The sequence below is a fragment of the Sphingomonas flavescens genome, assembly GCF_030866745.1.
In the GTDB taxonomy this organism is placed as follows: Bacteria; Pseudomonadota; Alphaproteobacteria; order Sphingomonadales; family Sphingomonadaceae; genus Sphingomicrobium; species Sphingomicrobium flavescens.
Map to the genome: position 1 here is coordinate 354,442 of NZ_CP133016.1, position 20,340 is coordinate 374,781.

General features: G+C 63.0%; 23 protein-coding genes. 11 read left to right on the forward strand and 12 right to left on the reverse strand.

The genetic code is table 11. The features are described 5' to 3' along the window. Positions 1–21: 21 nt before the first annotated feature. The 3 genes from recR to QU596_RS01860 are packed head-to-tail and all read left to right on the forward strand — an operon-like array spanning position 22 to position 1,562. Positions 22–618, forward strand: a complete 597-nt coding sequence (gene recR, locus QU596_RS01850; protein WP_308516697.1) for a recombination mediator RecR — start codon at positions 22–24, stop codon at positions 616–618. A gap of 31 nt (positions 619–649) precedes the next feature. Continuing rightward, complete coding sequence (gene def, locus QU596_RS01855) at positions 650–1,189, forward strand: peptide deformylase (protein WP_308516698.1); 540 nt, start codon at positions 650–652, stop codon at positions 1,187–1,189. Position 1,190: 1 nt separating this feature from the next. Then, positions 1,191–1,562, forward strand: a complete 372-nt coding sequence (locus QU596_RS01860; RefSeq protein WP_308516700.1) for a DOPA 4,5-dioxygenase family protein — start codon at positions 1,191–1,193, stop codon at positions 1,560–1,562. On the opposite strand, the gene QU596_RS01865 is transcribed toward QU596_RS01860, so the two are convergent. Beyond that, complete coding sequence (locus QU596_RS01865; RefSeq protein WP_308516701.1) at positions 1,559–1,948, reverse strand: four-helix bundle copper-binding protein; 390 nt, start codon at positions 1,946–1,948, stop codon at positions 1,559–1,561. The two genes, QU596_RS01860 and QU596_RS01865, sit on opposite strands and share 4 nt — an antisense overlap. Positions 1,949–2,053: 105 nt before the next feature. On the opposite strand from QU596_RS01865, the gene QU596_RS01870 reads away from it, so the two are divergent. After that, the gene (locus tag QU596_RS01870; RefSeq protein ID WP_308516703.1) at positions 2,054–2,713 is read left to right on the forward strand and encodes a hypothetical protein; all 660 of its coding nucleotides are present in this window, start codon (positions 2,054–2,056) and stop codon (positions 2,711–2,713) included. A gap of 54 nt (positions 2,714–2,767) precedes the next feature. Then, positions 2,768–4,117, forward strand: coding sequence for a DNA recombination protein RmuC (locus QU596_RS01875; RefSeq protein WP_308516705.1), 1,350 nt, complete (start codon positions 2,768–2,770; stop codon positions 4,115–4,117). A gap of 240 nt (positions 4,118–4,357) precedes the next feature. Here the strand turns inward: QU596_RS01875 and QU596_RS01880 are convergent, their stop codons facing one another. Genes QU596_RS01880 through QU596_RS01915 form a run of 8 tightly spaced genes read right to left on the reverse strand, consistent with a single transcriptional unit; the run spans position 4,358 to position 9,805 of the window. Beyond that, on the reverse strand, positions 4,358–4,699 hold the full coding sequence (locus QU596_RS01880) for a COG3650 family protein (protein ID WP_308516707.1): 342 nt from the start codon (positions 4,697–4,699) through the stop codon (positions 4,358–4,360). Positions 4,700–4,709: 10 nt separating this feature from the next. Continuing rightward, positions 4,710–5,507: a TrmH family RNA methyltransferase gene (locus tag QU596_RS01885; RefSeq protein ID WP_308516709.1), complete on the reverse strand. Its 798-nt coding sequence runs from the start codon at positions 5,505–5,507 to the stop codon at positions 4,710–4,712. Then, complete coding sequence (locus QU596_RS01890; protein WP_308516711.1) at positions 5,507–5,779, reverse strand: HPr family phosphocarrier protein; 273 nt, start codon at positions 5,777–5,779, stop codon at positions 5,507–5,509. The genes QU596_RS01885 and QU596_RS01890 overlap by 1 nt, the downstream gene beginning before the upstream one ends. Further along, complete coding sequence (locus QU596_RS01895) at positions 5,776–6,183, reverse strand: PTS sugar transporter subunit IIA (RefSeq protein ID WP_308516713.1); 408 nt, start codon at positions 6,181–6,183, stop codon at positions 5,776–5,778. Before QU596_RS01895 ends, QU596_RS01890 begins: the two co-directional genes overlap by 4 nt. After that, positions 6,180–7,106 (reverse strand): RNase adapter RapZ, encoded by a 927-nt coding sequence (rapZ, locus tag QU596_RS01900; RefSeq protein ID WP_308516716.1) that lies wholly within the window; start codon positions 7,104–7,106, stop codon positions 6,180–6,182. The genes QU596_RS01895 and rapZ overlap by 4 nt, the downstream gene beginning before the upstream one ends. Next, the gene (locus QU596_RS01905; protein ID WP_308516718.1) at positions 7,106–7,561 is read right to left on the reverse strand and encodes an HPr kinase/phosphorylase; all 456 of its coding nucleotides are present in this window, start codon (positions 7,559–7,561) and stop codon (positions 7,106–7,108) included. The genes rapZ and QU596_RS01905 overlap by 1 nt, the downstream gene beginning before the upstream one ends. Then, positions 7,558–9,129 carry a sensor histidine kinase gene (locus tag QU596_RS01910; protein ID WP_308516721.1) on the reverse strand — a complete coding sequence of 524 codons (1,572 nt, stop codon included), beginning with the start codon at positions 9,127–9,129 and terminating at the stop codon, positions 7,558–7,560. The genes QU596_RS01905 and QU596_RS01910 overlap by 4 nt, the downstream gene beginning before the upstream one ends. Next, complete coding sequence (locus tag QU596_RS01915; RefSeq protein ID WP_308516724.1) at positions 9,098–9,805, reverse strand: response regulator transcription factor; 708 nt, start codon at positions 9,803–9,805, stop codon at positions 9,098–9,100. The genes QU596_RS01910 and QU596_RS01915 overlap by 32 nt, the downstream gene beginning before the upstream one ends. 239 nt (positions 9,806–10,044) lie before the next feature. On the opposite strand from QU596_RS01915, the gene QU596_RS01920 reads away from it, so the two are divergent. From QU596_RS01920 to QU596_RS01935, 4 genes are all read left to right on the forward strand, one after another. After that, positions 10,045–11,685 carry a phosphoenolpyruvate carboxykinase gene (locus tag QU596_RS01920; protein WP_308516726.1) on the forward strand — a complete coding sequence of 547 codons (1,641 nt, stop codon included), beginning with the start codon at positions 10,045–10,047 and terminating at the stop codon, positions 11,683–11,685. Between the two features lie 40 nt (positions 11,686–11,725). Beyond that, positions 11,726–12,172 carry a hypothetical protein gene (locus QU596_RS01925; protein ID WP_308516728.1) on the forward strand — a complete coding sequence of 149 codons (447 nt, stop codon included), beginning with the start codon at positions 11,726–11,728 and terminating at the stop codon, positions 12,170–12,172. A 64-nt stretch (positions 12,173–12,236) separates the two neighbouring features. After that, the gene (locus QU596_RS01930) at positions 12,237–13,988 is read left to right on the forward strand and encodes a DUF885 domain-containing protein (RefSeq protein ID WP_308516731.1); all 1,752 of its coding nucleotides are present in this window, start codon (positions 12,237–12,239) and stop codon (positions 13,986–13,988) included. A 62-nt stretch (positions 13,989–14,050) separates the two neighbouring features. Continuing rightward, positions 14,051–14,641, forward strand: a complete 591-nt coding sequence (locus QU596_RS01935) for a DUF937 domain-containing protein (RefSeq protein ID WP_308516733.1) — start codon at positions 14,051–14,053, stop codon at positions 14,639–14,641. 1 nt (position 14,642) lies between these two features. Here the strand turns inward: QU596_RS01935 and QU596_RS01940 are convergent, their stop codons facing one another. The 3 genes from QU596_RS01940 to QU596_RS01950 are packed head-to-tail and all read right to left on the reverse strand — an operon-like array spanning position 14,643 to position 17,958. Beyond that, positions 14,643–16,490, reverse strand: coding sequence for a DUF885 domain-containing protein (locus tag QU596_RS01940; protein ID WP_420030949.1), 1,848 nt, complete (start codon positions 16,488–16,490; stop codon positions 14,643–14,645). Next, positions 16,487–16,954 (reverse strand): NfeD family protein, encoded by a 468-nt coding sequence (locus QU596_RS01945; protein ID WP_308516738.1) that lies wholly within the window; start codon positions 16,952–16,954, stop codon positions 16,487–16,489. Before QU596_RS01945 ends, QU596_RS01940 begins: the two co-directional genes overlap by 4 nt. Next, positions 16,954–17,958 carry an SPFH domain-containing protein gene (locus QU596_RS01950; protein ID WP_308516740.1) on the reverse strand — a complete coding sequence of 335 codons (1,005 nt, stop codon included), beginning with the start codon at positions 17,956–17,958 and terminating at the stop codon, positions 16,954–16,956. Before QU596_RS01950 ends, QU596_RS01945 begins: the two co-directional genes overlap by 1 nt. A gap of 44 nt (positions 17,959–18,002) precedes the next feature. Here QU596_RS01950 and QU596_RS01955 point away from each other — a divergent pair, with 44 nt between their 5' ends. Together QU596_RS01955 and guaB are read left to right on the forward strand one after the other, a co-directional pair. Continuing rightward, positions 18,003–18,830: an HpcH/HpaI aldolase/citrate lyase family protein gene (locus QU596_RS01955; RefSeq protein ID WP_308516742.1), complete on the forward strand. Its 828-nt coding sequence runs from the start codon at positions 18,003–18,005 to the stop codon at positions 18,828–18,830. 37 nt (positions 18,831–18,867) lie between these two features. Continuing rightward, positions 18,868–20,340 carry an IMP dehydrogenase gene (guaB, locus tag QU596_RS01960; protein ID WP_308516743.1) on the forward strand — a complete coding sequence of 491 codons (1,473 nt, stop codon included), beginning with the start codon at positions 18,868–18,870 and terminating at the stop codon, positions 20,338–20,340.

Below are 20,340 nucleotides of genomic sequence, written 5' to 3' on the forward strand. Positions count from 1 at the left end.
GCCCGAACGGTATGGAGAGGCGTGGCTAGTCAGGAAATCGAAGCATTGTCGCAAGCGCTGGCCCGCTTGCCGGGGCTCGGACCGCGTTCGGCGCGGCGCGCCGTGCTGCACCTGATGAAAAAGCGCGAGACGGCACTTCAACCGTTGCTCTCCGCCCTTCAGAACGTGTCGCAGAAGCTCTCAACCTGCTCGATCTGCGGCAATGTCGACACCTCCGACCCCTGCAATATCTGCCGCGACCCGCGCCGCGACGAGAAGTCATTGTGCGTGGTGGAAGAAGTCGCCGACCTCTGGGCCCTCGATCGCTCGCGGCTGTTTCCCGGCCGCTACCACGTCCTCGGCGGCCGGCTCTCCGCGCTGGAAGGCGTCCGGCCCGAAGATCTGGCCATCGACCAGCTTGTTCGCCGCGTCTCCGCCGGCGGCATTGACGAAGTGGTGCTGGCGATGAACGCAACGCTCGAGGGCCAGACCACCGCCCATTATGTGGCGGAACGCCTCGAAAACTTTCCTATTCGCCTCAGCCAGTTGGCGCACGGACTTCCCGTCGGCGGTGAACTCGACTATCTCGACGAGGGCACGCTCGCCCAGGCCCTCCGTGCCCGCCGCCCCATCGCTTGAACCGCCCAAACTGAAAGCCTAAATCTCACTCATGGCCATTCGTCGTATCTACGAGACCCCGGATCCCGTCCTCCGGCAGATCAGCAAGCCCGTCGAGACGTTCGATGCGGACCTGAGGACGCTCGTCGAAGACATGTTCGAGACGATGTACGACGCGCCCGGCATCGGCTTGGCGGCCGTGCAGGTCGGGGAACCGATCCGCCTGCTGGTGATCGATCTGCAGGAGCCGGAAGAAGAGGGCGGTGAGCCCGCCCGCGACCCAAAGGTATTCATCAATCCCGAGGTCCTGTGGCATTCGGAAAGCGACGTGCCCTATACCGAGGGCTGCCTTTCCGTCCCGGAGCAATATGCCGAGGTCATGCGTCCCGACCGCATCCGCGCCCGCTGGCGCGACGTCGAGGGCAATCAGTATGAGGAAGAGATCGACGGCTTGCTGGCGGTTTGCCTGCAGCACGAAATGGACCACCTCAACGGGGTCCTGTTCATCGATCATTTGTCGCGTCTGAAGCGCGACATGGTGCTAAAGAAGCTCGCGAAGTGGCGGAAAGAAAACAACTTAAAGGCCGCTTGAGTTGTCTGACGCGCCATTCCACGCGCATATCTATTATTCAGCCGAACAGCGCGACGCCGCCGATCGACTGCGCTCCAGCTTCACCAATGATCCGCAAATCCTGTTCGTCGGCGGCCTGACCGACCGCGGCGTCGGCCCGCATCCGATCCCCCAATATGAGATCCACTTTCTCGGGTCGGCGCGCGATCATGTAATTGCGTCGATCGAGGCATCCGGCCTGCGCGCCCTCGTTCACCCCCTAACCGACGACGACCTCGCGGATCACACGGATTTAGGTCACTGGATCGGCGAGCCGATCGAGCTCGACGTCAGCGTTCTCGACCCGCCGGGCGTGAACCAGGGGATGGACCGCTTCGGCAAGTCCGACTTTTAAGCCAGCGAAGCAGCCGCGTTCCGGCAATCTTCCGCGCATTCGCGGCATATTTGCGCGCACAGCTTGCAATGCTCGTGGTCGTGGCTCTCGCATTCGGCCGCGCATTGCTCGCACATGCGCGCGCACAGCTCGAGCAACTCGCGCAGCATTGGCTGATCGTCGCCCGTCCGCCGCAGCCCCAGCCGCGCCGTCGCCTCGCAAATGTCGGAGCAGTCCAGGCACAGGCGGATGCACTGCGTCATGTCCATCGGCTCGGCCATGCAGGCGTCCGCACAGCTCAGGCACATCTTCGAACAATACATCAGGTGATGGACGGCATCGCCCAGCGGCTGGTTGTTATGGTCTTTGCTCGCCGGGTGCAGCGCGATCATCTTGCGAATGGACATTGAAATCTCCTCATCTGGCTAACCGCATCGACTAGCTTGTGTTCCCGCTGCGCAGGGCTTCATTTACGCTTTCGCATTACATCGCCGCGCTGGCGAGGCCCGAACATGGCGGAACTTTCGAAACGCGAATTCACCAAGTCCCGGCATGCCCAGCGCCGCGAACTTTTCAAGGCCTGTCGAACTGTCACGAGGGGCACGCGCTGGCGTTCCAACCAGGGCGTTCTGTTCGCTCAGGACGGTGGCTGGTTCATGTCCGTCCAGGAAATGACAGACATCCTGCGTGAACGGACAAGGGCGAGGGTTTCGCTCAAGCCGATGGCGATCGATCCCATCTTCTGGCGCCTCGTCGGCCATCCCGAGCTTTGCAATCAGCCGCTGTCGTTCCGTGCCTATGGCTGGATGAAATGCGGTCTTTTGATCTTGGACGAGTTCGAGGTTTCCGAGGACGGGGGCGTTGACCACATTGCGCGGCGCTTGCTTGAGCAAGCCGATCACATGCTTGACGAGGTCGCCCGCGAATGGACGGCTGACGAATTCCTGAAGCAGATCGATAACTCCCGGAAACCTGATCAACGGTTCGTGACCCGGGTTACGACGCTTCTCGCTGTACAACGCTATGATGAGGCGCAGGCGCTTTGCGAGGAGTCCGCCGCCCATGGGTCAAGCGGTGGTTTCTGGTCCTCGTCGCTCGGGACGTTCAATGAGATGGTGATTAGGTTCGTCGCCGAGCAAAGGACTGTGGAAAACAGCAGCTCGCAGACTTGAGCGAGTAGCGCTGCTGGCGTAAAGTTCCCCAAATGTTCCGGGGAGTACGCGGTCATGACTGCCGCCATGCTGATCTTTCTTCTTATCGCTCTTGTCATTGGGGCGGCCATTGGCTGGCTGGTCGGAAGCCGCGCCGCGGCCGGCGCTGCGCACACCGTCGACGCGCTGCGCTTGCAATTGGACGGGGTCGTCAAGGAACGTGACGTCAACCGCGACGCCGCGACCAGGCTCGCTGCGATGGAAGCCGCGCATGCCGAACGCGAACGCGGTTTCGAGGCGCGGATCAACGAACTGATCGAGGCTAAGGAAGGGCTGTCGGCGCAATTCTCCGAAATTAGCAACAAGATCCTGGCCGAAGCGCAGGAGAGCTTCCTCAAGCGCGCGGACCAGCGTTTCCGTCAGTCGGAAGAGAATAGCGGACAGAATCTGCGGGCATTGCTGCAGCCGGTCCACGACCGGCTCGAGCGCTACGAAACCACGGTGCAGAAGGTCGAGGCCGAGCGCCGCGACGCCTTCGGGCTGCTATCGGGCCAGATCGAGGCCATGCGCACGGGCACTGAACGCGTCTCCGCTGAGGCCGCGAAGCTCGTCAACGCGCTGCGCAACGCACCCAAGGCGCGGGGCCGCTGGGGCGAACAGCAGCTCCGCAACGTGCTCGAAAGCTGCGGCCTGTCCGAACATTGCGACTTTGCGACCGAAATCAGCGTCGCGGACGGCGAGGGCGGTCGCCTTCGCCCCGACGTTGTCGTGCGCGTGCCCGGCGGTCAAAGCCTGGTGATCGACGCCAAGGTGTCGCTTAACGACTATCAGGATGCGTTTGGTGCGGTCGACGAAACTGACCGCGGCCGTTCGCTCGCGGCGCACGCCACGGCCATCCGCGCCCACGTTAACACGCTCGGCGCCAAGGCCTATTGGTCGCAGTTCGATGACGCGCCCGACTATGTCGTGATGTTCATTCCGGGCGAGCACTTCCTGACTGCCGCGCTCGAGCAGGATCCGAACCTGTGGGACTATGCCTTCGACAAGAAGGTACTGCTCGCGACCCCGACCAATCTGATCGCCATCGCGCGTACCGTGGCGGCGGTCTGGCGGCAGGAGCGCCTCGCCAAGGAAGCGCGGCAGATCGGCGAGCTCGGCAAGGAGTTGTACGAACGGCTCGCGAAGGCGGCAGACGATCTCCGCAAGGTCGGCAGCGGTTTGTCGACAGCGGTCAATAATTACAACAGCTTCGTCTCCAGCTTTGAGACGCGCTCGCTGGTCACGGCGCGCAAGTTCCGCGATTTGAACATCGAGCCTGGCCGCCGCGACATCGACGTGCTGACTCCAGTCGAAGCGCTTCCGCGCTACGCCGATGCCGAGTTCGGTCTCAACGATGAAGATCCGCCGCAGATCGCCGCGGAATGATTGCAAAGTAGGATTTGGTCTGGAAGCTACCTCTGATCAGCCTCCACGCCGTCGCTCTTTCACATCGTCGCCGACATGGTTTCTCGACCAAACTTGTTACCCCGGCTGTAACCCTCGAACCTGCCGCGTACGCAGCATGATCCGTGAGAAATGGCGCAAAACTGCCGCTTCCAATGGACGAGGGTTACAAAGTGGAGGAAGTGGAGGACCCCCCGGTTTCACTCTGTCCGGGTTACAGGTTCACAGTCCGCCGCAGCCCTCGAATCGTCGCCCATCGACCGTGACCTGCACCTTGTCCGGATAAACGCGATCGCTCATTCCGTCGCTGCATTGGGCGTGCACGATATTCACGTTGATCCGCGGGGTCTGATAGATTTCGCCCGCGATGCCGTGGATAGCCTGCGGTCTCGGCTGGCGAATTGGCTGTCCGTCGGGCTGGGTAAAAGTGACGTCACGCTCGTCGATCAGCACGTTCCAGAATGGCTCGGTCCCGATCGCCCGATAGGGCGGGGGCGGCGGCCCCGGGATCGGGTAGCAGGCGCTGAGCGCGAGAAACGAAGGCAGGATTATTCGCAAGCGCATTCCGATCTCCTTAGCGCCAACTGGCTTTGATGGCGAAAGCCATGACCGCCGTGGCGATCGCCGCGTTCAAGCTGTCGGCGCGTCCCGCCATCGGGATTTTGACGAGCAGGTCGCACTCGGCTTCGTATTCAACGGGAAGCCCTTGCTGCTCGTTCCCGACCACTAGGAAACACGGCTGTTCGTATTTCGGCTCGAGATAGTCGTGATCGGTCTTGAGGCTGGTCCCGACGAGCTGCCCCGGACCGCTGCGCAGCCACTCGACGAACTCGGGCCAACGGGCGGTCGCGATTCGCTGGGTAAACAGCGCCCCCATCGAGGCGCGGACCGCCTCCACCGAGAACGAATCGGCGCAGTCGTCGATCAGGATCAGACCGCCGGCGCCCACCGCATCCCCGGTCCGAAGGATGGTCCCGATATTGCCCGGGTCGCGGAGCGCCTGTGCCACGATCCAGAGCGGCGCGGCGCTCCGGTCGATCGCCGCGAGCTCGGTCGGCGGCTGCCGGTAGGCGCCGAGCAGCATCTGCGGATTGCCCTTGCCGCTCATCTTGGTGAGGATGTCCGGCGTCGTCAGGATAGCGTCGCCGCCAGCGGCCTCGGTCGCGGCGATGATCTCTGCAGCCAGCGGGTGCCGGGTGCCTTCGGCAGAGAAGGCCACGATTTCCGGCAGTTGCCCGCTGTCCCGCGCCTCGGTCAGGATCCTTAGCCCTTCCGCCAGAAACAGTCCTTCGACGCGCCGCGCCTTCTTATCCCGAAGGGAACGGAGCAATTTTACCGTAGAATTGGAAAAGGCGGTGACTTCGCGGGGCATTATTCTTCCCCGAACCGCTCCTCGACGAGCGCGACCATCTTGGCCAATGCGTCGTCGGCACCGTCGCCGTCACAGTGAATGACGATCGAATCGCCCATCGCCGCGCCGAGCATCATCAGGCCCATGATCGACGTGCCGCACACTCGGTTGCCGTCTTTTTCGACCTCGATCTTGGCAGGGAGCTCGCTGGCGAGATTGACGAACTTGGCGCTTGCCCGCGCATGGAGCCCGCGTCTGTTGGTAATCGCGACCTCTTGACTGAGCGCCGTCAAGCGGCGGCTTCCCCGAGGATCTCGCTGGCGACCGAAATATACTTGCGGCCCGCTTCTCGGGCGGCGGCGACCGCGGCGTGGACCGGCATCACCTTGCGGGCGCCTTCCAGCCGGATCAGCATCGGCAGGTTTACGCCGGCGATGACCTCGATGTTTTCGCTCTTCATTAGGCTGATGGCGAGGTTCGAGGGCGTTCCGCCGAACAGGTCGGTGAGGATGATGACGCCCTGGCCGCGGTCGACCTCGCGGATGGCCTTCGCAATATCCTTGCGGCGGCCTTCCATGTCGTCGTCCGGCCCGATGCAGATCGCGGCAATGGCTTCCTGCGGTCCGACTACATGTTCCATCGCCACGACGAACTCGGTCGCCAGTCGGCCATGGGTTACCAGCACTAGTCCAATCATCCGTTCAACTCGTCCTCGCTCGCCGGCGCACGCTGTCGTTCGATCGTGTCCCTTGGCAGCGACGCCAGATCACGGTGACGGACATTCGGAGCCATTCCGGCACGACGTAGACGTTCTGCCATTTCGGTTGCAGCGGCAACCGAACGGTGTCTCCCTCCAGTACACCCGAACGCGACCGTCACGTAGCTCTTGCCGGCGGCCCAGTAGCGGGGAATCCAATCGATGAGAAGCGCCTCGATGCGGTCCATCGCCTCGCTCCATGCTGGCTCCTTCTGAAGGTAGGCGCGAATTTCCGGGTCCTCGCCGGTCAGTGGCCGCAATTCCTCAACCCAGTGCGGATTGGGGAGGAAGCGCATGTCGAAGACCAGGTCGCCGGTACGGCTGATTCCGCGCGAGAAGGCGAAGGAGCTGATGGTAAGTACGGGCTGATCCGTAGCGCCGCCGTAGCGCAGACGAAGCTCGTCGCGCAGCGTGGCTGGCGAAAGGTCGGTGGTGTCGATCACGCTGTCGGCTGCAGCCCGGAGCAGGAACGTTTCGCGGCGCTCCCTTGCAATGCCGTCCTCCGCCGGCCGGTCCATTGCCAGTGGATGACGCCGCCGCGTCTCATCGTAGCGGCGGATCAGCTCGGCCTCACCGCAATCCAGGTAAAGAATTTCGGGCTGCACCCCGGGCGTCGCGTGAATTTGGTCGTGCAACGCCTCGGGATCGAACCCTCGGCTGCGAACATCCATGCCGATGGCGACGTTGGCGGTCCGGCACTGGTCGCCGCCGTGGACAAACGCCTCGATCAGGTCGGCGGGAAGGTTGTCGACTACATCCCAGCCCATGTCCTCCAGCGCATCGAGCACGGTCGATTTGCCGGCACCGGACATGCCGGTCACGAGCAGCAGGCGCGGCGGCCGTTTCTGGCCGCCACTCGTCATCAGAATTTCAGTCCCATGCGCTCGAACGCCAGGTCGACCTTGGCCGGCGCCGATGCCGGCATGGCATCGATGGTCACGAACGGAAGACCGACGCCGAGCATCAATCGTTCGCGGCTGTCTTCGGGAAGACGCTGAATGTCGCTTGTCAGCTCGACAACCAGGGCTACGGGCACTCCGTCGGTGTGTTCCAGTTCGACGATGCCAAGACCGCGGACTTCGAGCTTGCCGGCAATGGTGGGGGGCGCCGAAGCGACGATGCGTTCGCCGTCACGTTTCAGGATTGTGCGGTCGTCGCTGATCAGGCCGTAGCCACGATCGAAAAGGCGGAGCGTAAGGTCCGATTTACCCGAACCCGACGGACCGGTGATCAGGATCGCGCGTCCATCCTTGGTGACACTATTGCCATGAACGGTTTCCGCGCTGATGCGCGGTGCGGTCGGTGTAACGCGGTTCATTCGCGGTCTGCTGCCGGTAGCTTGATGATGAAGCGCGCTCCCGAAGGGGCGTCGTCGCGGTCCTGCACGTCAATCTCTCCGTCGTGGCCATTCACGATTGCCTGGGCGATGGCAAGGCCAAGACCGGAGTGACGGCCGAAGCTTTCGCCTTCGGGCCGTACTGAATGGAAGCGGTTAAAAATCGCCTCACGGGCTTCCTGCGGAACGCCGGGCCCCTCATCATCGATGCGGATTCGAACTTCATCGCCAACGCGCGCAACGGCCACCTCGACCAGACCGGCTGGCGGAGAGAAGCTCACCGCATTGTCGATGATCGCATTGATGGCTCGGGCCAGTCGATCCGGCTTCCCCATGACCGCCGCCGATTCCTTGCGTGGCCGTGCGAAAGCGATGCGGGCGTCACCAGTCTCGCGCCGCGTCTCCCAACTGTTGACCAGCTGGCCGATAAGCGTGCCGAGGTCGATCCGCTCGAATGTAGCGCGCGCGAGCTCGGCGTCGGTCCGAGCGGCTTCGCTAATGTCACCAATGAGACGGTCGAGACGCGCAACATCTTCACGGACGATTGTCTTCAATTTCTCGCGCAGTTGAGGATCCTCGACGCGATCGAGTCCATCGATTGCCGATCGGAGGGAGGCCAACGGGTTCTTCAGCTCATGAGTGACGTCCGCTGCAAATGCCTCGATATTGTCGATGCGGTGCCGGAGTGACTGGCTCATGTCCGAGACGGCACGTGCAAGCAGGCCGATTTCATCGCTGCGCGTGGGTAGGCGAGGGACGTTCACTTCGCGCGAGCGTCCCAGACGAACACGGTGCGCTGCAAGCGCTAGACGACGAAGCGGACGAACGATGGTCCGAGCGAGAAACAGCGAGAGCAGGACCGAGAGCCCAACCAAAAAGATCATTGCGCCAAGGATGTTGGCGCGCTGAGTGCGAACGGTCCGGGTGAAGGCCCGATCATTGGTCGTGGCCATGAGGACGCCGCCGTCCACCGGCACGGCCGCGGAAATCACCGGCGTTAGGTCCGGCGCATTACGGACGACTGTCACCGCCTTTCGTTGGGCCCTGGCCTGCTTCGCCTCGGGCCAGCTTTCCAAAGTGTCAGGGGTGGGCTCGGTATAATCATCCAGATGTTCGGCGCCGACCAGCGCATTAAAGCCGCGGTCGAGCGCTCGCGCCGCGCCCTTCGCCCACCCCTGTGTGGCGGGATCCTTCAACTCGAAGGTCGGACCAGTGAGGTGCCAACTATCGGCGAGCAACCGGCCATCGGGCGCGAAGAGACGCATGCGGCTGCCGGTCGATTTGGAGACGGTTGCCAGGATCGGCTCGCGGTCTTCGGGGCCCGCAGCCTCAATCGCCAGAGCCGTTGCGGTAGCTTCGATGCGTGTCTGGCGGGTCCGCTCCTTCGCAAGCCGATTGCGGAACACGTCAAGGTATAGCGTGCTCAACGCGACCAGAAGCACCGTGATCAAATTGAGTGCAAGGATACGATGCGCGAGCGACCACCGTCCCGACCAGGTCAGCCGGAGATCGGGATCCTCACTGCTCGTCGAAACGGTATCCGACGCCATAGAGTGTCTCGATAGAGTCGAACTTGGGATCCTGGAGTCGAAACTTCCGGCGAATACGCTTGATGTGGCTGTCGATGGTGCGGTCGTCGACATAGACATCATCGTTATAAGCCACGTCCAGAAGCTGATTGCGGGACTTCACAACTCCGGGCCGCTGCGCGAGTGCCTCGAGAATCAAGAACTCCGTTACCGTCAGGCTGACATCCTTGCCGTCCCAGATGACTTTGTGTCGCGCCGGATCCATGAGCAATCGCCCGCGCTCCAGACGCGGCGGCTCGGGCTCGCTATTTGCTGCCGCCTCGCCGCGTTCGAGGTCTTGGCGGCGTAGAATGGCACGGATGCGCGCAATCAGAAGCCTCTGGGAGAAGGGTTTGGCGATATAGTCGTCGGCTCCCATCGCCAGCCCGAGTGCCTCGTCCAGTTCATCATCCTTTGAGGTGAGGAAGATGACGGGCACGGAACTCGTTTCCCGCACACGCCGCAGAAGCTCCATGCCGTCCATGCCGGGCATCTTGATGTCGAACACGCCGAGGTCGGGCGGATTGTCGTTGATCGCTTTCAAGGCGGCTTGCCCATCAGAGTAGACGCGCGTGACAAAGCCTTCGGCTTGCAGCGCGATCGACACCGAGGTCAGAATGTTGCGGTCGTCATCGACCAGCGCGATCACCTGGCTCATCGTTGATTGGGGCTTAGCCAGCAGGGTTGCGGTGCACAAGGCGAGGGGTTCTCGCGAGTTGGACCGCACGGTTGTCCGGCTGTGGCACGATGTAACCGGTTTCATTGGCTAATCTGCCCTTTTCGGCTGCTACACCGTTTTGACCCCAGCCGATTTTCAGAGTTATAGGGCCTGCATACGTATGCGGCGGTGGGCCAGTGGCCGCCGCCGTTTCGACATTTTAAAAGGATGGATTGTCAGTGACCGACCGGGTTTCGAATAATGGCCTCGACGCGCAGGGTTTGTCGACGTCTGCTCATATCTTCTGGAATCTTGGGACGGCGCCGCTGGTCGAGCACGCGCTGAAGCGCGGCGAGGGCCGCCTGACCAAGGACGGCGCACTGCTGGTCGACACCGGCAAGTTCACCGGTCGCAGCGTTAAGGACAAGTTCGTTGTCCGCGATGCCACGACCGAAGACACCATCAACTGGGGCACGATCAACCAGCCGATGACGCCGGATCATTGGGCAAACCTTAAGGAAGACTTCCTCGCCGCGCTGAAGGGTCAGGATGAGCTCTTTGTCGCCGACCTGTTTGGTGGCAGCCAGCCGGAATATCGCGTCAACGTCCGCGTCATCAACGAGATGGCGTGGCACAATCTGTTCGTTCGCACCTTGCTTGTGCGTCCCACAGCCGAGGAACTCGCGGGCTTCACGCCTGAGTATACGATCATCAATCTGCCCAGCTTCAAGGCTGATCCGGCGCGTCACGGGAGCCGCAGTGACACGGTGATCGCGGTCAATTTTACGGAAAAGATGATCCTGATCGGCAATACGGAATATTCGGGCGAGATGAAGAAAGGCGTCTTTGGCCTCCTTAACTTCCTTCTCCCGGCCGAAGGTGTGATGCCGATGCATTGTTCGGCCAACATCGGCGCCGACGGCAAGAGCGCGATCTTCTTCGGCCTGTCAGGCACCGGCAAGACGACGCTGTCGGCTGATGCCAGCCGTACGCTGATCGGCGATGACGAGCATGGCTGGTCCGACACCGCGGTCTTCAACTTCGAAGGCGGCTGCTACGCCAAGATGATCAACCTGTCGGCCGAGGGTGAGCCGGAGATTTACGCGACGACCAAGATGTTCGGCACGATCCTCGAGAACGTGACGATGGACGAGACGACGCGCGAACTCGACTTCACCGACGACAGCAAGACAGAAAACACCCGCGGCGCATATCCGATCGAGTTCATCCCGAACACGAGCGAGAAGAACCTCGGCCCGCCGCCGTCAACGATCATCTTCCTGACGGCCGACGCATTCGGCGTGCTGCCCCCGATCGCGCGGCTGACGCCGGATCAGGCGATGTACCACTTCCTGTCGGGCTATACCGCCAAGGTCGCCGGCACCGAAATCGGCGTGACCGAGCCGACCGCGACCTTCAGTACCTGTTTCGGCGCCGCGTTCATGCCGCGTCCGCCGCAGGTCTATGGCAACCTGCTGAAGAAGCGTATCGCCGAGGGCGGCGCGGAGTGCTGGTTGGTCAACACCGGCTGGACTGGCGGCAAGTACGGCGTGGGCAAGCGCATGCCGATCAAGGAAACGCGGGCGCTGTTGAACGCCGCGCTCGACGGTGGCCTGAACGACGTGGAGTTCCGCAAAGACCCGAACTTCGGTTTCGAAGTGCCGGTCTCGGTGCCGGGCGTCGACAACTCGATCCTCGATCCGCGCAATACTTGGTCGAACCCGGCCGAATATGACGCGACGGCTGCGAAGCTGGTTGATCTGTTCGTCGACAACTTCGCGCAGTTTGCGGAGCACGTAGACGAAGGCGTTCGCCAATGCGCCCCGAAGGTCGCGCAACAACAAGCGCAACCTTCGCCCAGCCAAGCCACCGCCGCTTAACGGCTCGGTCAAGGATCGGGCCCCGCCAAGGACCCGATCGATGACCGAATACCGACCCAGACTTTTTGCTTCCGACGCCGACGTTGAACACGTCGGCGAAGGGCTGCTGTCGCATGAACTGCCTCGGGCAGAATGGACGCATGAGGCCCATCTCGCGGCGACGACCTATCTGCTGCTGCTGCATCCGGAGATCGACCTGGACGCTGAACTTCCCGGCTTGATCCGCCGCTACAATGAGAGCGTCGGAGGGGTGAACAGCGACACCGAGGGCTACCACGAGACGATTACGCGCGTGTTTCTTCATGGCGTGCGGCTGTTTCTCGCTGAGGCCAACCCGTTGGGGCCCGTGCATGAGCTTGTGAATGAGCTACTGTTGAGTCCGATGGGGAGACGCGACTGGCCGTTCCGTTTTTACTCACGCGAACGGCTGTTTTCGGTGGAAGCCCGGAGGCATTTCGTGACGCCTGATCTCGCTGCACTTCCCTGAGGCCAGTTGGCCGATTACCACCCGGGCACAAAGAGGGAGGGCAGGAATGCGGTTACGGACGTGGATGGCGGTTGGGATCATCGCGGCCGCGGCTGCGCCCGTTAGTGCTCAGGCTCCGGCGAAGGTTGCTTCACAGCCTTCCAACGCGGACGGTAGGCTGCGCGCCCTGTACGATGGCTATGCGGCCTGGGATGCGCGCGAGTCTGAGCAGTTCGAGGATGCCAAGGGTGAGACCAAGTCCACGGCGCATCTGCCCCATGTGGACGCCGCGTCGCAAATGCGGCGCGCGGCCTATCTCAAGGATTTGCTGGCGCAACTGAACGCCATCGACCCCAAATCATTGTCGGAGCCGGAACGGGTCAATGCGGCGGTGTTCCGCACCGTGTTGGAAAATGCCCTGGGCGAGGCGCGCTTCCGCCAATGGGAGATGCCCTTCAACAGCGATAGTTCCTTCTGGACCTATCTCGATGGCCGGCGCTCCTTTTCCGAGGTCGGGGAGTACCAGCGCTATATCGGCCGGATGCGCGACATCCCGCGTTACTTCGACGAGCAGATCGCGAATATGCGTGCGGGGCTCAAGCGGGGCTTCTCCGTACCGAAGGCAACCCTGGCCGGACGCGACGCGTCGATCGCCCTGTTTGTGGTGGACGATCCGGCCAAAAGTTCCTTCCTCAAGCCGTTCGCCGATATGCCGGCAACCATTCCGGCAGCCCAGCAGCAGGCGCTAAGGGCCGAAGCAATCGATGCCGTTCGGACGAATGTTCTGCCGGCCTATCGCAAGCTGCTGCAATTCTACCGGACGGAATATTATCCGAAAGCGCGCACCACCATCGCGGCGCGAGATATGCCCGATGGCGACGCTTATTATCGCGCCAATATCCGGCAATATACGACGACCGACAAATCGCCGGAGGAAATCCACCAGCTGGGATTGAAGGAGGTCGCACGCATCGATGCCGAGATGCGCAAGACCATGGCGGAGACCGGCTTCAAGGGCAGCTTCGAGCAGTTCCTCGTCTTCCTGAAGACCGACCCGCAGTTCTACGCCAAGACGCCCGATGAGCTGATGGGCGTGTCGTCGTACGTAGCGAAGCGTACCGATGGGAAAATCGGCGAATTCTTCGGGCTATTGCCGCGGCGGCGGTTCGCAATCGTGCCGGTGCCCGACGCGCTTGCGCCATTCTACACGTCGGGCCGTGGCGGCCTCGAAAGCTGCCAGATGAACACCTACAATCTGCCGACACGGCCGCTCTATCAGACGCCGGCATTGACGCTGCACGAGTGCGCACCGGGGCACAGCTTCCAGGCGGCACTCAGCCAGGAACAGAAGGCGCTGCCGCGCTTCCGGCAAAACCTTTATTTCTCGGGCTATGGAGAGGGGTGGGGCCTCTACAGCGAGTGGCTCGGCTACCCGATGGGCATCTATCGCACGCCCTACGAGCGCTTTGGCGCGCTGAGCTACGAGATGTGGCGCGCCGCCCGGCTGGTGATCGATACCGGCATCCACCGCTACGGCTGGTCCCGGCAGAAGGCGATCGATTATTTGTCTTCGCACACCGCCTTGTCGCAACATGAAGTCGTCAACGAAGTCGACCGCTACATCAGCTGGCCGGGGCAAGCGCTGGCCTATAAGCTTGGTGAGCTGACGATCCGCAAGCTGCGCACCGAGGCCGAGACGCAACTCGGGCCGCGCTTTGATCAACGCGCGTTCCATGACCGCATCCTGGGCATGGGCGCAGTTCCGCTGACGGTACTTGAAGAGCAGATGCGGGCGTGGATCTTCGCGGAAAAAGCTAAGCCCGCTAAGCCAACCTGATTTCACGGAACGGCCGCCGCCTGCTGCTGTTTAAGTTGAACCTATTCAAAGGAGTGGCCGAAATGGATTTGCTCAGCGCATTTGAATCGAACGGTGGCGTGGATGCGGTTTCGAAGGAATTGGGAATCGACCGGCAGACCGCGTCGACGGGGATTGGCGCTCTCCTGCCGTCGGTGCTGGAGGGAATTCGCGGTCAAGCGACAGGCGGCGCTCCCGGAGGCGCTCCGGCAGCGGGCGGTATCGGCGGCCTCCTTTCGATGCTCGGCTCGCTTGGCGGCGGGGGTCTTCTGAGCAACGTTCTTGGGTCCGAACCGACGGACGTCAGCCAGGGCAATAATGTGCTCGGTCAGATTTTCGGCAGCAAAGATACCAGCCGTGCAGTCGCGGACGACGCCGCGCAAAAATCGGGCCTTTCGCCCGACCTGCTCAAGAAGATGCTGCCGATCGTGGCGATGCTCGCGGTGGGCTATCTGGCGATGCACGGACGAAACTCTCAGCCGTCTGCTGCTGGAGAGCAGCCTGCCGAGGAGCACGAAGGCGGCCTGCTAGGCGGGCTGCTCAAAGGTGAAATCGGCGGCGGTGGCCTTCTCGGTACGACTGTAAGCGGTGGCGGAATTCTCGGCTCGATCCTTGGTGGCCTGAAGCGCGACTGACTTAGCCCCGCTTCGCTCGCGTTATGTAATCGTCGATGTTGGAGGCGAGCACGTCCATCGGGACGTTGCCGCCTTTGACCACCGCGTCGTTAAACGTTCGCAAGTCGTAGCGGCTGCCAAGCTCCGCCTTTGCCCTATCGCGCAGTCGATCGATGGTGGATTGGCCGACCTTGTAGCCGCACGCCTGGCCTGGCCAGCTGCAATAACGGTCCACCTCGCTCGCCACTTCGAGCGGGTTCGATCCGTTGCGCTGGACGAAGAAGTCTACGCCCTGCTGACGGGTCCAGCGCTTGGCGTGGATGCCGCTGTCGACGACGAGCCGGCAGCAGCGGAAAGCAATGGACTGGAGGTAACCGAGCCGGCCGACGGGGAAGTCATCGTACACGCCGAGCTCGTCGACCAACTGCTCGGCGTAAAGTGCCCAGCCCTCCGAATAAGCGTTGAAGGATTGAAGGGTACGGATCAGCGGGAGCTGATTTGCATATTCGCCCTGCCACACGTGGCCGGGGATTGCTTCGTGCGCAGCGAGGTCGGGCAGGCTGTAGCGGCTGTGCAGGTCGGTCGAGCGCAGGTTGATCCAGAATTTGCCCGGAATCTTGCCGTCGATCGAGCCTGCACCACCGTACGCGCCGGGCGCGCCGGGCTCCTGTTCGGGCGACATGCGCCGGACCTCGAGATGCCCGGGCACCAGCGTGTGAAAGGCGCGCGGCAGGACCGTGCGGATCTTCGCGATCCGCTCCTGGATGTAGGCCATGATCTCGGCGCGGCCCTTGTCGCCTTCGCTGAACTTGTACCGCGGGTCCTTGGCCAGCGCCTGCATCCGTTCGCCGACCGATCCTTGCGTGTAGCCGATAGATTTGAGGATCGGGTCCATGCGGCCGTGAAGCTCGGCAAGCTGGTCGAGGCCCATCTTGTGGACTTCGTCCGGCGTCATCTCGGTGGTGGTCGAGGCCTTCAGCGCCCAGCGGTAATAATCCTCGCCGCGCGGCCGCGACCACATGCCGGCGACGTCGGTCGCGACTTTGCGTTCGGCTTGAAGCTCGGCGATCTGGCGCTGCAGTGCTGCCACGACCGGGCCGGTGGCGATGCGCTTCGCCCGCGCTTCCCAATCGCCGGCGATCTTCTTCTCGCGGGTACGCTGGACCAGCGATTCAACCAGCGTGCCGCCTTGCTGAGTGCTCTTGAGCGAGATGTTGAGCTGCTCGATCGCCTTGTCGATCAGGAATGAAGGTGGGACGAGCCCGGCCGCGCGGGCTGACTTGATCCGCTCCAGCTCCCCATCGAGCTGCGCGGGAAATTGCGATAGGCGCGCGAGATATGCTTCGGCGTCCGCCCGATTTTCGATCGGATGGTCGGTGTCGAGCAGCTGTGGGGTGTCGATGTACGCGCCGACATTCTGGATCACGACGTAGGGCGTGTTGCGCCACGCATCGCCCGCAACGGGTGCATCGCCGTAGGGGAAGGCGAGGCCCTCGAGCTTGATCCTGAAGGCGTATTTCACGACCTCGACACTGGTCCGCGTCGTGAAGCTGAGCTTTGACGTATCCAGGGCATCAACGCGAGCGAGGTCTGCTTTCACGACCTGCGCAACGCGGCGCTGCCCTGCAGCCGAACGGTCCGGGAGTTTGGATCGCAGCGATGCGAGAGCGCCGGTATCGACACCGAGCCCGGTCGCCGTGGTTGGATAGAGCCGCAGCAAGTTGTTCGCGACGCTGTTCAGCAGCGCGTTGGCCTGCGCATCAATCGCGGGAGCTGCCAGCGCCGGAGATGAAAGCAGCGGCAGTGCCGTCGTGGCGGCGAGGCTAGCGAGCGTTTCGCGCCGGCTGAGCGACAGGTTTGGCAAGTCTATTCTCCGCTGGGTGGGGGTAGGCGGTGTTCGGGTTCGACCTTCAGGCAATTGCCTTCGACATCGACGATGCGGACGCGGTCGCCGACGGCGGCCGGCGCGCCGCGGGCGCTCCATTCGCTGTCGCCGAGCTTCACCCGGCCGCCGTGCGAGTCCACGGGCTGCACAACGACCACCACGCGGCCGAGCAGGCGGGCGGTGGGGTCGTTGATCGTGCGGTCCGCGCTGTGATCATAACGCGCGGCGTAAAAACGGCGGCCGCCGAAGTGGACGCTGAGGTACGCGAGAATGGCGAAGACGGCGAGCTGGGGCACCAATCCAAAGCCGAGCAGCAGCGCGAGGATGCCGGTGAACAACGCCGCCACCCCGATGAAGAGAAGAAAGAAGCCGGGCGCGATGACCTCAGCGATCAGCAGGACGACTCCGCCGATGGTCCACAGCCAGCCCAAGTCCCAGCCGCCGACCATCAGCCTTCGATCCGCGGCGTACCCGGCACGCTGACGGGCGGTGCGCCCCGCGTCGCGGTTGCCGGCGGCTTGGGCCGAGGAGCATTCTCCTTTGCGCCGCCGCCGATCGCTTCCTTGGCCAGTTCGCCGATGCCGCCAAGTGTGCCGATGAGTTGCGTCGCTTCGACCGGGAACAGGATGGTCTTGGCGTTGGGTGAGCGCGCGAACTCCCCGATTGCTTCGACATATTTTTGCGCGATGAAGTAGTTGATCGCCTGGCCGCTGCCTTGCTCGATCGCGTCGCTGACGGCCTTGGTGGCAGTGGCTTCGGCCTGAGCGGCACGCTCGCGGGCCTCGGCCTCGCGGAATGCCGCCTCACGAGCACCTTCGGCGGACAGGATGGCGGACTGCTTCTCGCCCTCGGCGCGGAGGATCGCCGATTGCCGCGAGCCCTCTGCTTCGAGAATGACCGCGCGCTTCTCGCGCTCCGCCTTCATCTGGCGGGTCATAGCATTGACGATGTCCTGCGGCGGACGGATGTCGCGCAGCTCGACGCGGGTGATCTTCACGCCCCAGTTCTCGGTCGCGTTGTCGACGACGGCGAGCAGACGCGTGTTGATCTCGTCGCGCTTGGACAGGGTTTCGTCGAGGTCCATCGAGCCCATGACGGTGCGCAAGTTGGTGGTCGAAAGCGCCATGATCGCGGCGTAAAGGTCGGACACTTCGTAGGCCGCCTTGGCGGGATCGAGCACCTGGAAGAAGACGACGCCGTCGACCGCGACCATCGCGTTGTCCTTGGTAATGATCTCCTGTCCCGGGATATCAAGAACCTGCTCCATCATGTTGATGCGCCGGCCGACGCGATAGAAAAATGGGGTCACGTAGTTGAACCCCGGCTCCGCCACGCGGACGAAGCGGCCGAAATGCTCGATGGTGTAGCGATAGCCCTGGCGAACGATTTTCACGCCCATCATCACGAAGACCAGTGCCAAAACCGCGACCGCGATCATGAACGTCGTCAGCATTCCTCTTCCCCAATATCCCTGTTGCAGGGCATGATGCGTCGGCCATGACGCAAGCGGAAGCCAAAAACGACAAAGGCGTCGACCTGTTCGCCGTGCGGTCGCTATTGTTCCTGCCGGCGTCCAACCCGCGGGCCATCGCCAAGGCGCGGGATGCAGGAGCGGACCTCGTCGTCCTCGACCTGGAGGATGCGGTGAAGCCGGCCGACAAGGCGGAAGGCCGTCGCGCAGCCGTCGAAGCGGTCAACACGGGCTGGGGGATGCCGGTCGCTATTCGGATAAACGGCGTCGGTACGGGATGGCATTCGCTGGATCTCGATGCGGTGGCGCGCTCGAAGGCCGATCTGGTCGTCGTGCCCCGAGCGTCGTCCGAACATCTGGTGCGCGATGTGGCGTCGACGACGGGGAAGCCGGTGATGGCGATGATCGAGACGGCGGCGGGGGTTTTGGCGGCGCCACAGATTGCCCATTCTTGTGCAGGCCTGATTGCCGGCACAAATGACCTTCGCGCCGATCTGCGCCTGCCGATAAACGCGACCCGTGAGCCAATCTCGGCGGCACTGCAGATGATCGTGTTGGCCGCGCGCGCCGCCGGGATTGCGGTATTCGATGGAGTTTTCAACGGTCTGGACGATCCCGATGGGCTTGCCGCCGAGGCGGCGGACGGGAGCCGGCTTGGCTTCGACGGCAAGAGCCTGATTCATCCCAACCAGATCGCTGGCTGCCACAGCGCTTTCGCGCCGAGCGCCGCTGAAGTCGAACGTGCGCAAGCGCTGGTCGAGGCATTCAACGGCGGCGCCGAGCGGTTCGGCAATGAGATGATCGAGCGCATGCACGTCGAAACCGCTAAGCGGGTGCTGGAGCGCGCCGGCTGAGGCTTGGCGAATCGCGCACCGCCTGCCATGGGCCGATATGGCTCAACTCAATAACATCGCCGACATCCCCCTTGGCCTGACGTTCGACGACGTCTTGCTGCAGCCGCTCGAATCCAGTGTGCTGCCCAGCCAGGCGGACACGCGCACGTTCCTGACGCGCGAAATTCCGCTCAACATCCCCGTGCTGTCCTCGGCAATGGACACGGTGACCGAAGCCGACATGGCCATCGCGCTGGCGCAGCTCGGTGGCATCGGCGTGCTTCACCGCAATCTGTCCGTCGAGGAGCAGGCAACTGCGGTCCGCCAGGTGAAGCGGTTCGAAAGTGGAATGGTCGTCAATCCGATTACCATGACGCCGGACCAGACGCTGGCTGAAGCGCTGGAGTTGATGAAGGCGAACCGGATCAGCGGCATTCCGATTGTTGAAAAGTCAGGAAAGCTGTGCGGGATTCTGACCAATCGCGACGTCCGCTTCGCCGAAAATCCCCGCCAACCTGTCAGCGAACTGATGACTCACCAGAACCTTGCGACTGTGCCGGTGGGCACCACTGAAGCCGAGGCTCGCAAGATCCTTCATCAGCGTCGCATCGAAAAGTTGCTGGTGGTCGATCGCGAGGACCATTGCGTCGGGCTCATCACGGTCAAGGACATCGAGAAGTCTGTCGCATCCCCGTTGGCCACGAAGGACGGGGAAGGGCGCCTCCGCGTGGCGGCTGCGACCACCGTGGGGGATGCGGGCTTCGCGCGCTCCGAGGCACTGATCGAAGCCGGCTGCGACTGCGTGGTCATCGATACCGCGCACGGGCACAATCGCGACGTGGCCGCCGCTGTGGAACGCGTGAAGGCGCTCAGTAACTCAGTGCAGGTCGTTGCTGGCAACGTCGCGACAGCAGAGGCCGCAAAGGTGCTTGCAGGCGCAGGCGCCGACGCGATCAAGGTTGGCATCGGTCCCGGTTCGATCTGCACAACGCGCATCGTCGCCGGCGTCGGCGTGCCGCAGCTCACGGCGATCATGGAGGCGTCGAGCGCGGCGGGGGACGTACCAGTCATCGCTGATGGTGGGCTGCGAACAAGCGGAGACGCGGCGAAAGCGCTGGCTGCGGGCGCATCGACCGTGATGGTCGGTTCGCTACTCGCGGGGACCGACGAAGCTCCGGGTGAAATTTTCCTGTACCAGGGCCGCAGCTATAAATCGTATCGCGGCATGGGCTCGGTCGGAGCCATGGCCCGCGGCTCGGCGGACCGTTACTTCCAGCAGGACATCAAGGATCATTTGAAGCTGGTTCCCGAAGGGATCGAGGGCCAAGTGCCGTACAAGGGTCCTGTCCGCGAGATCGTCCATCAGCTGGTCGGCGGTGTGAAGGCGGCGATGGGCTACACGGGTTCGTCCACGTTGCGGGATCTGCGTCAGCGCGCGCGTTTTGTCCGGATTACCAACGCGGGCCTGTCGGAAAGTCACGTGCACGACGTGACGATTACCCGCGAGGCGCCCAATTACCCGACGCGATAG

Coding starts and splice junctions, on each gene's coding strand:
- QU596_RS01950 (WP_308516740.1), bottom strand. CDS start 17,958: ATGCTGACGACGTTCATGATCGCGGTCGCGGTTTTGGCACTGGTCTTC.
- QU596_RS01895 (WP_308516713.1), bottom strand. CDS start 6,183: ATGATTGGACTAGTGCTGGTAACCCATGGCCGACTGGCGACCGAGTTC.
- QU596_RS01955 (WP_308516742.1), top strand. CDS start 18,003: ATGACGCAAGCGGAAGCCAAAAACGACAAAGGCGTCGACCTGTTCGCC.
- guaB (WP_308516743.1), top strand. CDS start 18,868: ATGGCTCAACTCAATAACATCGCCGACATCCCCCTTGGCCTGACGTTC.
- QU596_RS01865 (WP_308516701.1), bottom strand. CDS start 1,948: ATGTCCATTCGCAAGATGATCGCGCTGCACCCGGCGAGCAAAGACCAT.
- QU596_RS01925 (WP_308516728.1), top strand. CDS start 11,726: ATGACCGAATACCGACCCAGACTTTTTGCTTCCGACGCCGACGTTGAA.
- QU596_RS01930 (WP_308516731.1), top strand. CDS start 12,237: ATGGCGGTTGGGATCATCGCGGCCGCGGCTGCGCCCGTTAGTGCTCAG.
- QU596_RS01875 (WP_308516705.1), top strand. CDS start 2,768: ATGACTGCCGCCATGCTGATCTTTCTTCTTATCGCTCTTGTCATTGGG.
- QU596_RS01915 (WP_308516724.1), bottom strand. CDS start 9,805: ATGAGCCAGGTGATCGCGCTGGTCGATGACGACCGCAACATTCTGACC.
- QU596_RS01870 (WP_308516703.1), top strand. CDS start 2,054: ATGGCGGAACTTTCGAAACGCGAATTCACCAAGTCCCGGCATGCCCAG.
- QU596_RS01880 (WP_308516707.1), bottom strand. CDS start 4,699: ATGCGCTTGCGAATAATCCTGCCTTCGTTTCTCGCGCTCAGCGCCTGC.
- QU596_RS01910 (WP_308516721.1), bottom strand. CDS start 9,129: ATGGCGTCGGATACCGTTTCGACGAGCAGTGAGGATCCCGATCTCCGG.
- QU596_RS01885 (WP_308516709.1), bottom strand. CDS start 5,507: ATGCCCCGCGAAGTCACCGCCTTTTCCAATTCTACGGTAAAATTGCTC.
- QU596_RS01945 (WP_308516738.1), bottom strand. CDS start 16,954: ATGGTCGGCGGCTGGGACTTGGGCTGGCTGTGGACCATCGGCGGAGTC.
- QU596_RS01905 (WP_308516718.1), bottom strand. CDS start 7,561: ATGAACCGCGTTACACCGACCGCACCGCGCATCAGCGCGGAAACCGTT.
- def (WP_308516698.1), top strand. CDS start 650: ATGGCCATTCGTCGTATCTACGAGACCCCGGATCCCGTCCTCCGGCAG.
- QU596_RS01935 (WP_308516733.1), top strand. CDS start 14,051: ATGGATTTGCTCAGCGCATTTGAATCGAACGGTGGCGTGGATGCGGTT.
- rapZ (WP_308516716.1), bottom strand. CDS start 7,106: ATGACGAGTGGCGGCCAGAAACGGCCGCCGCGCCTGCTGCTCGTGACC.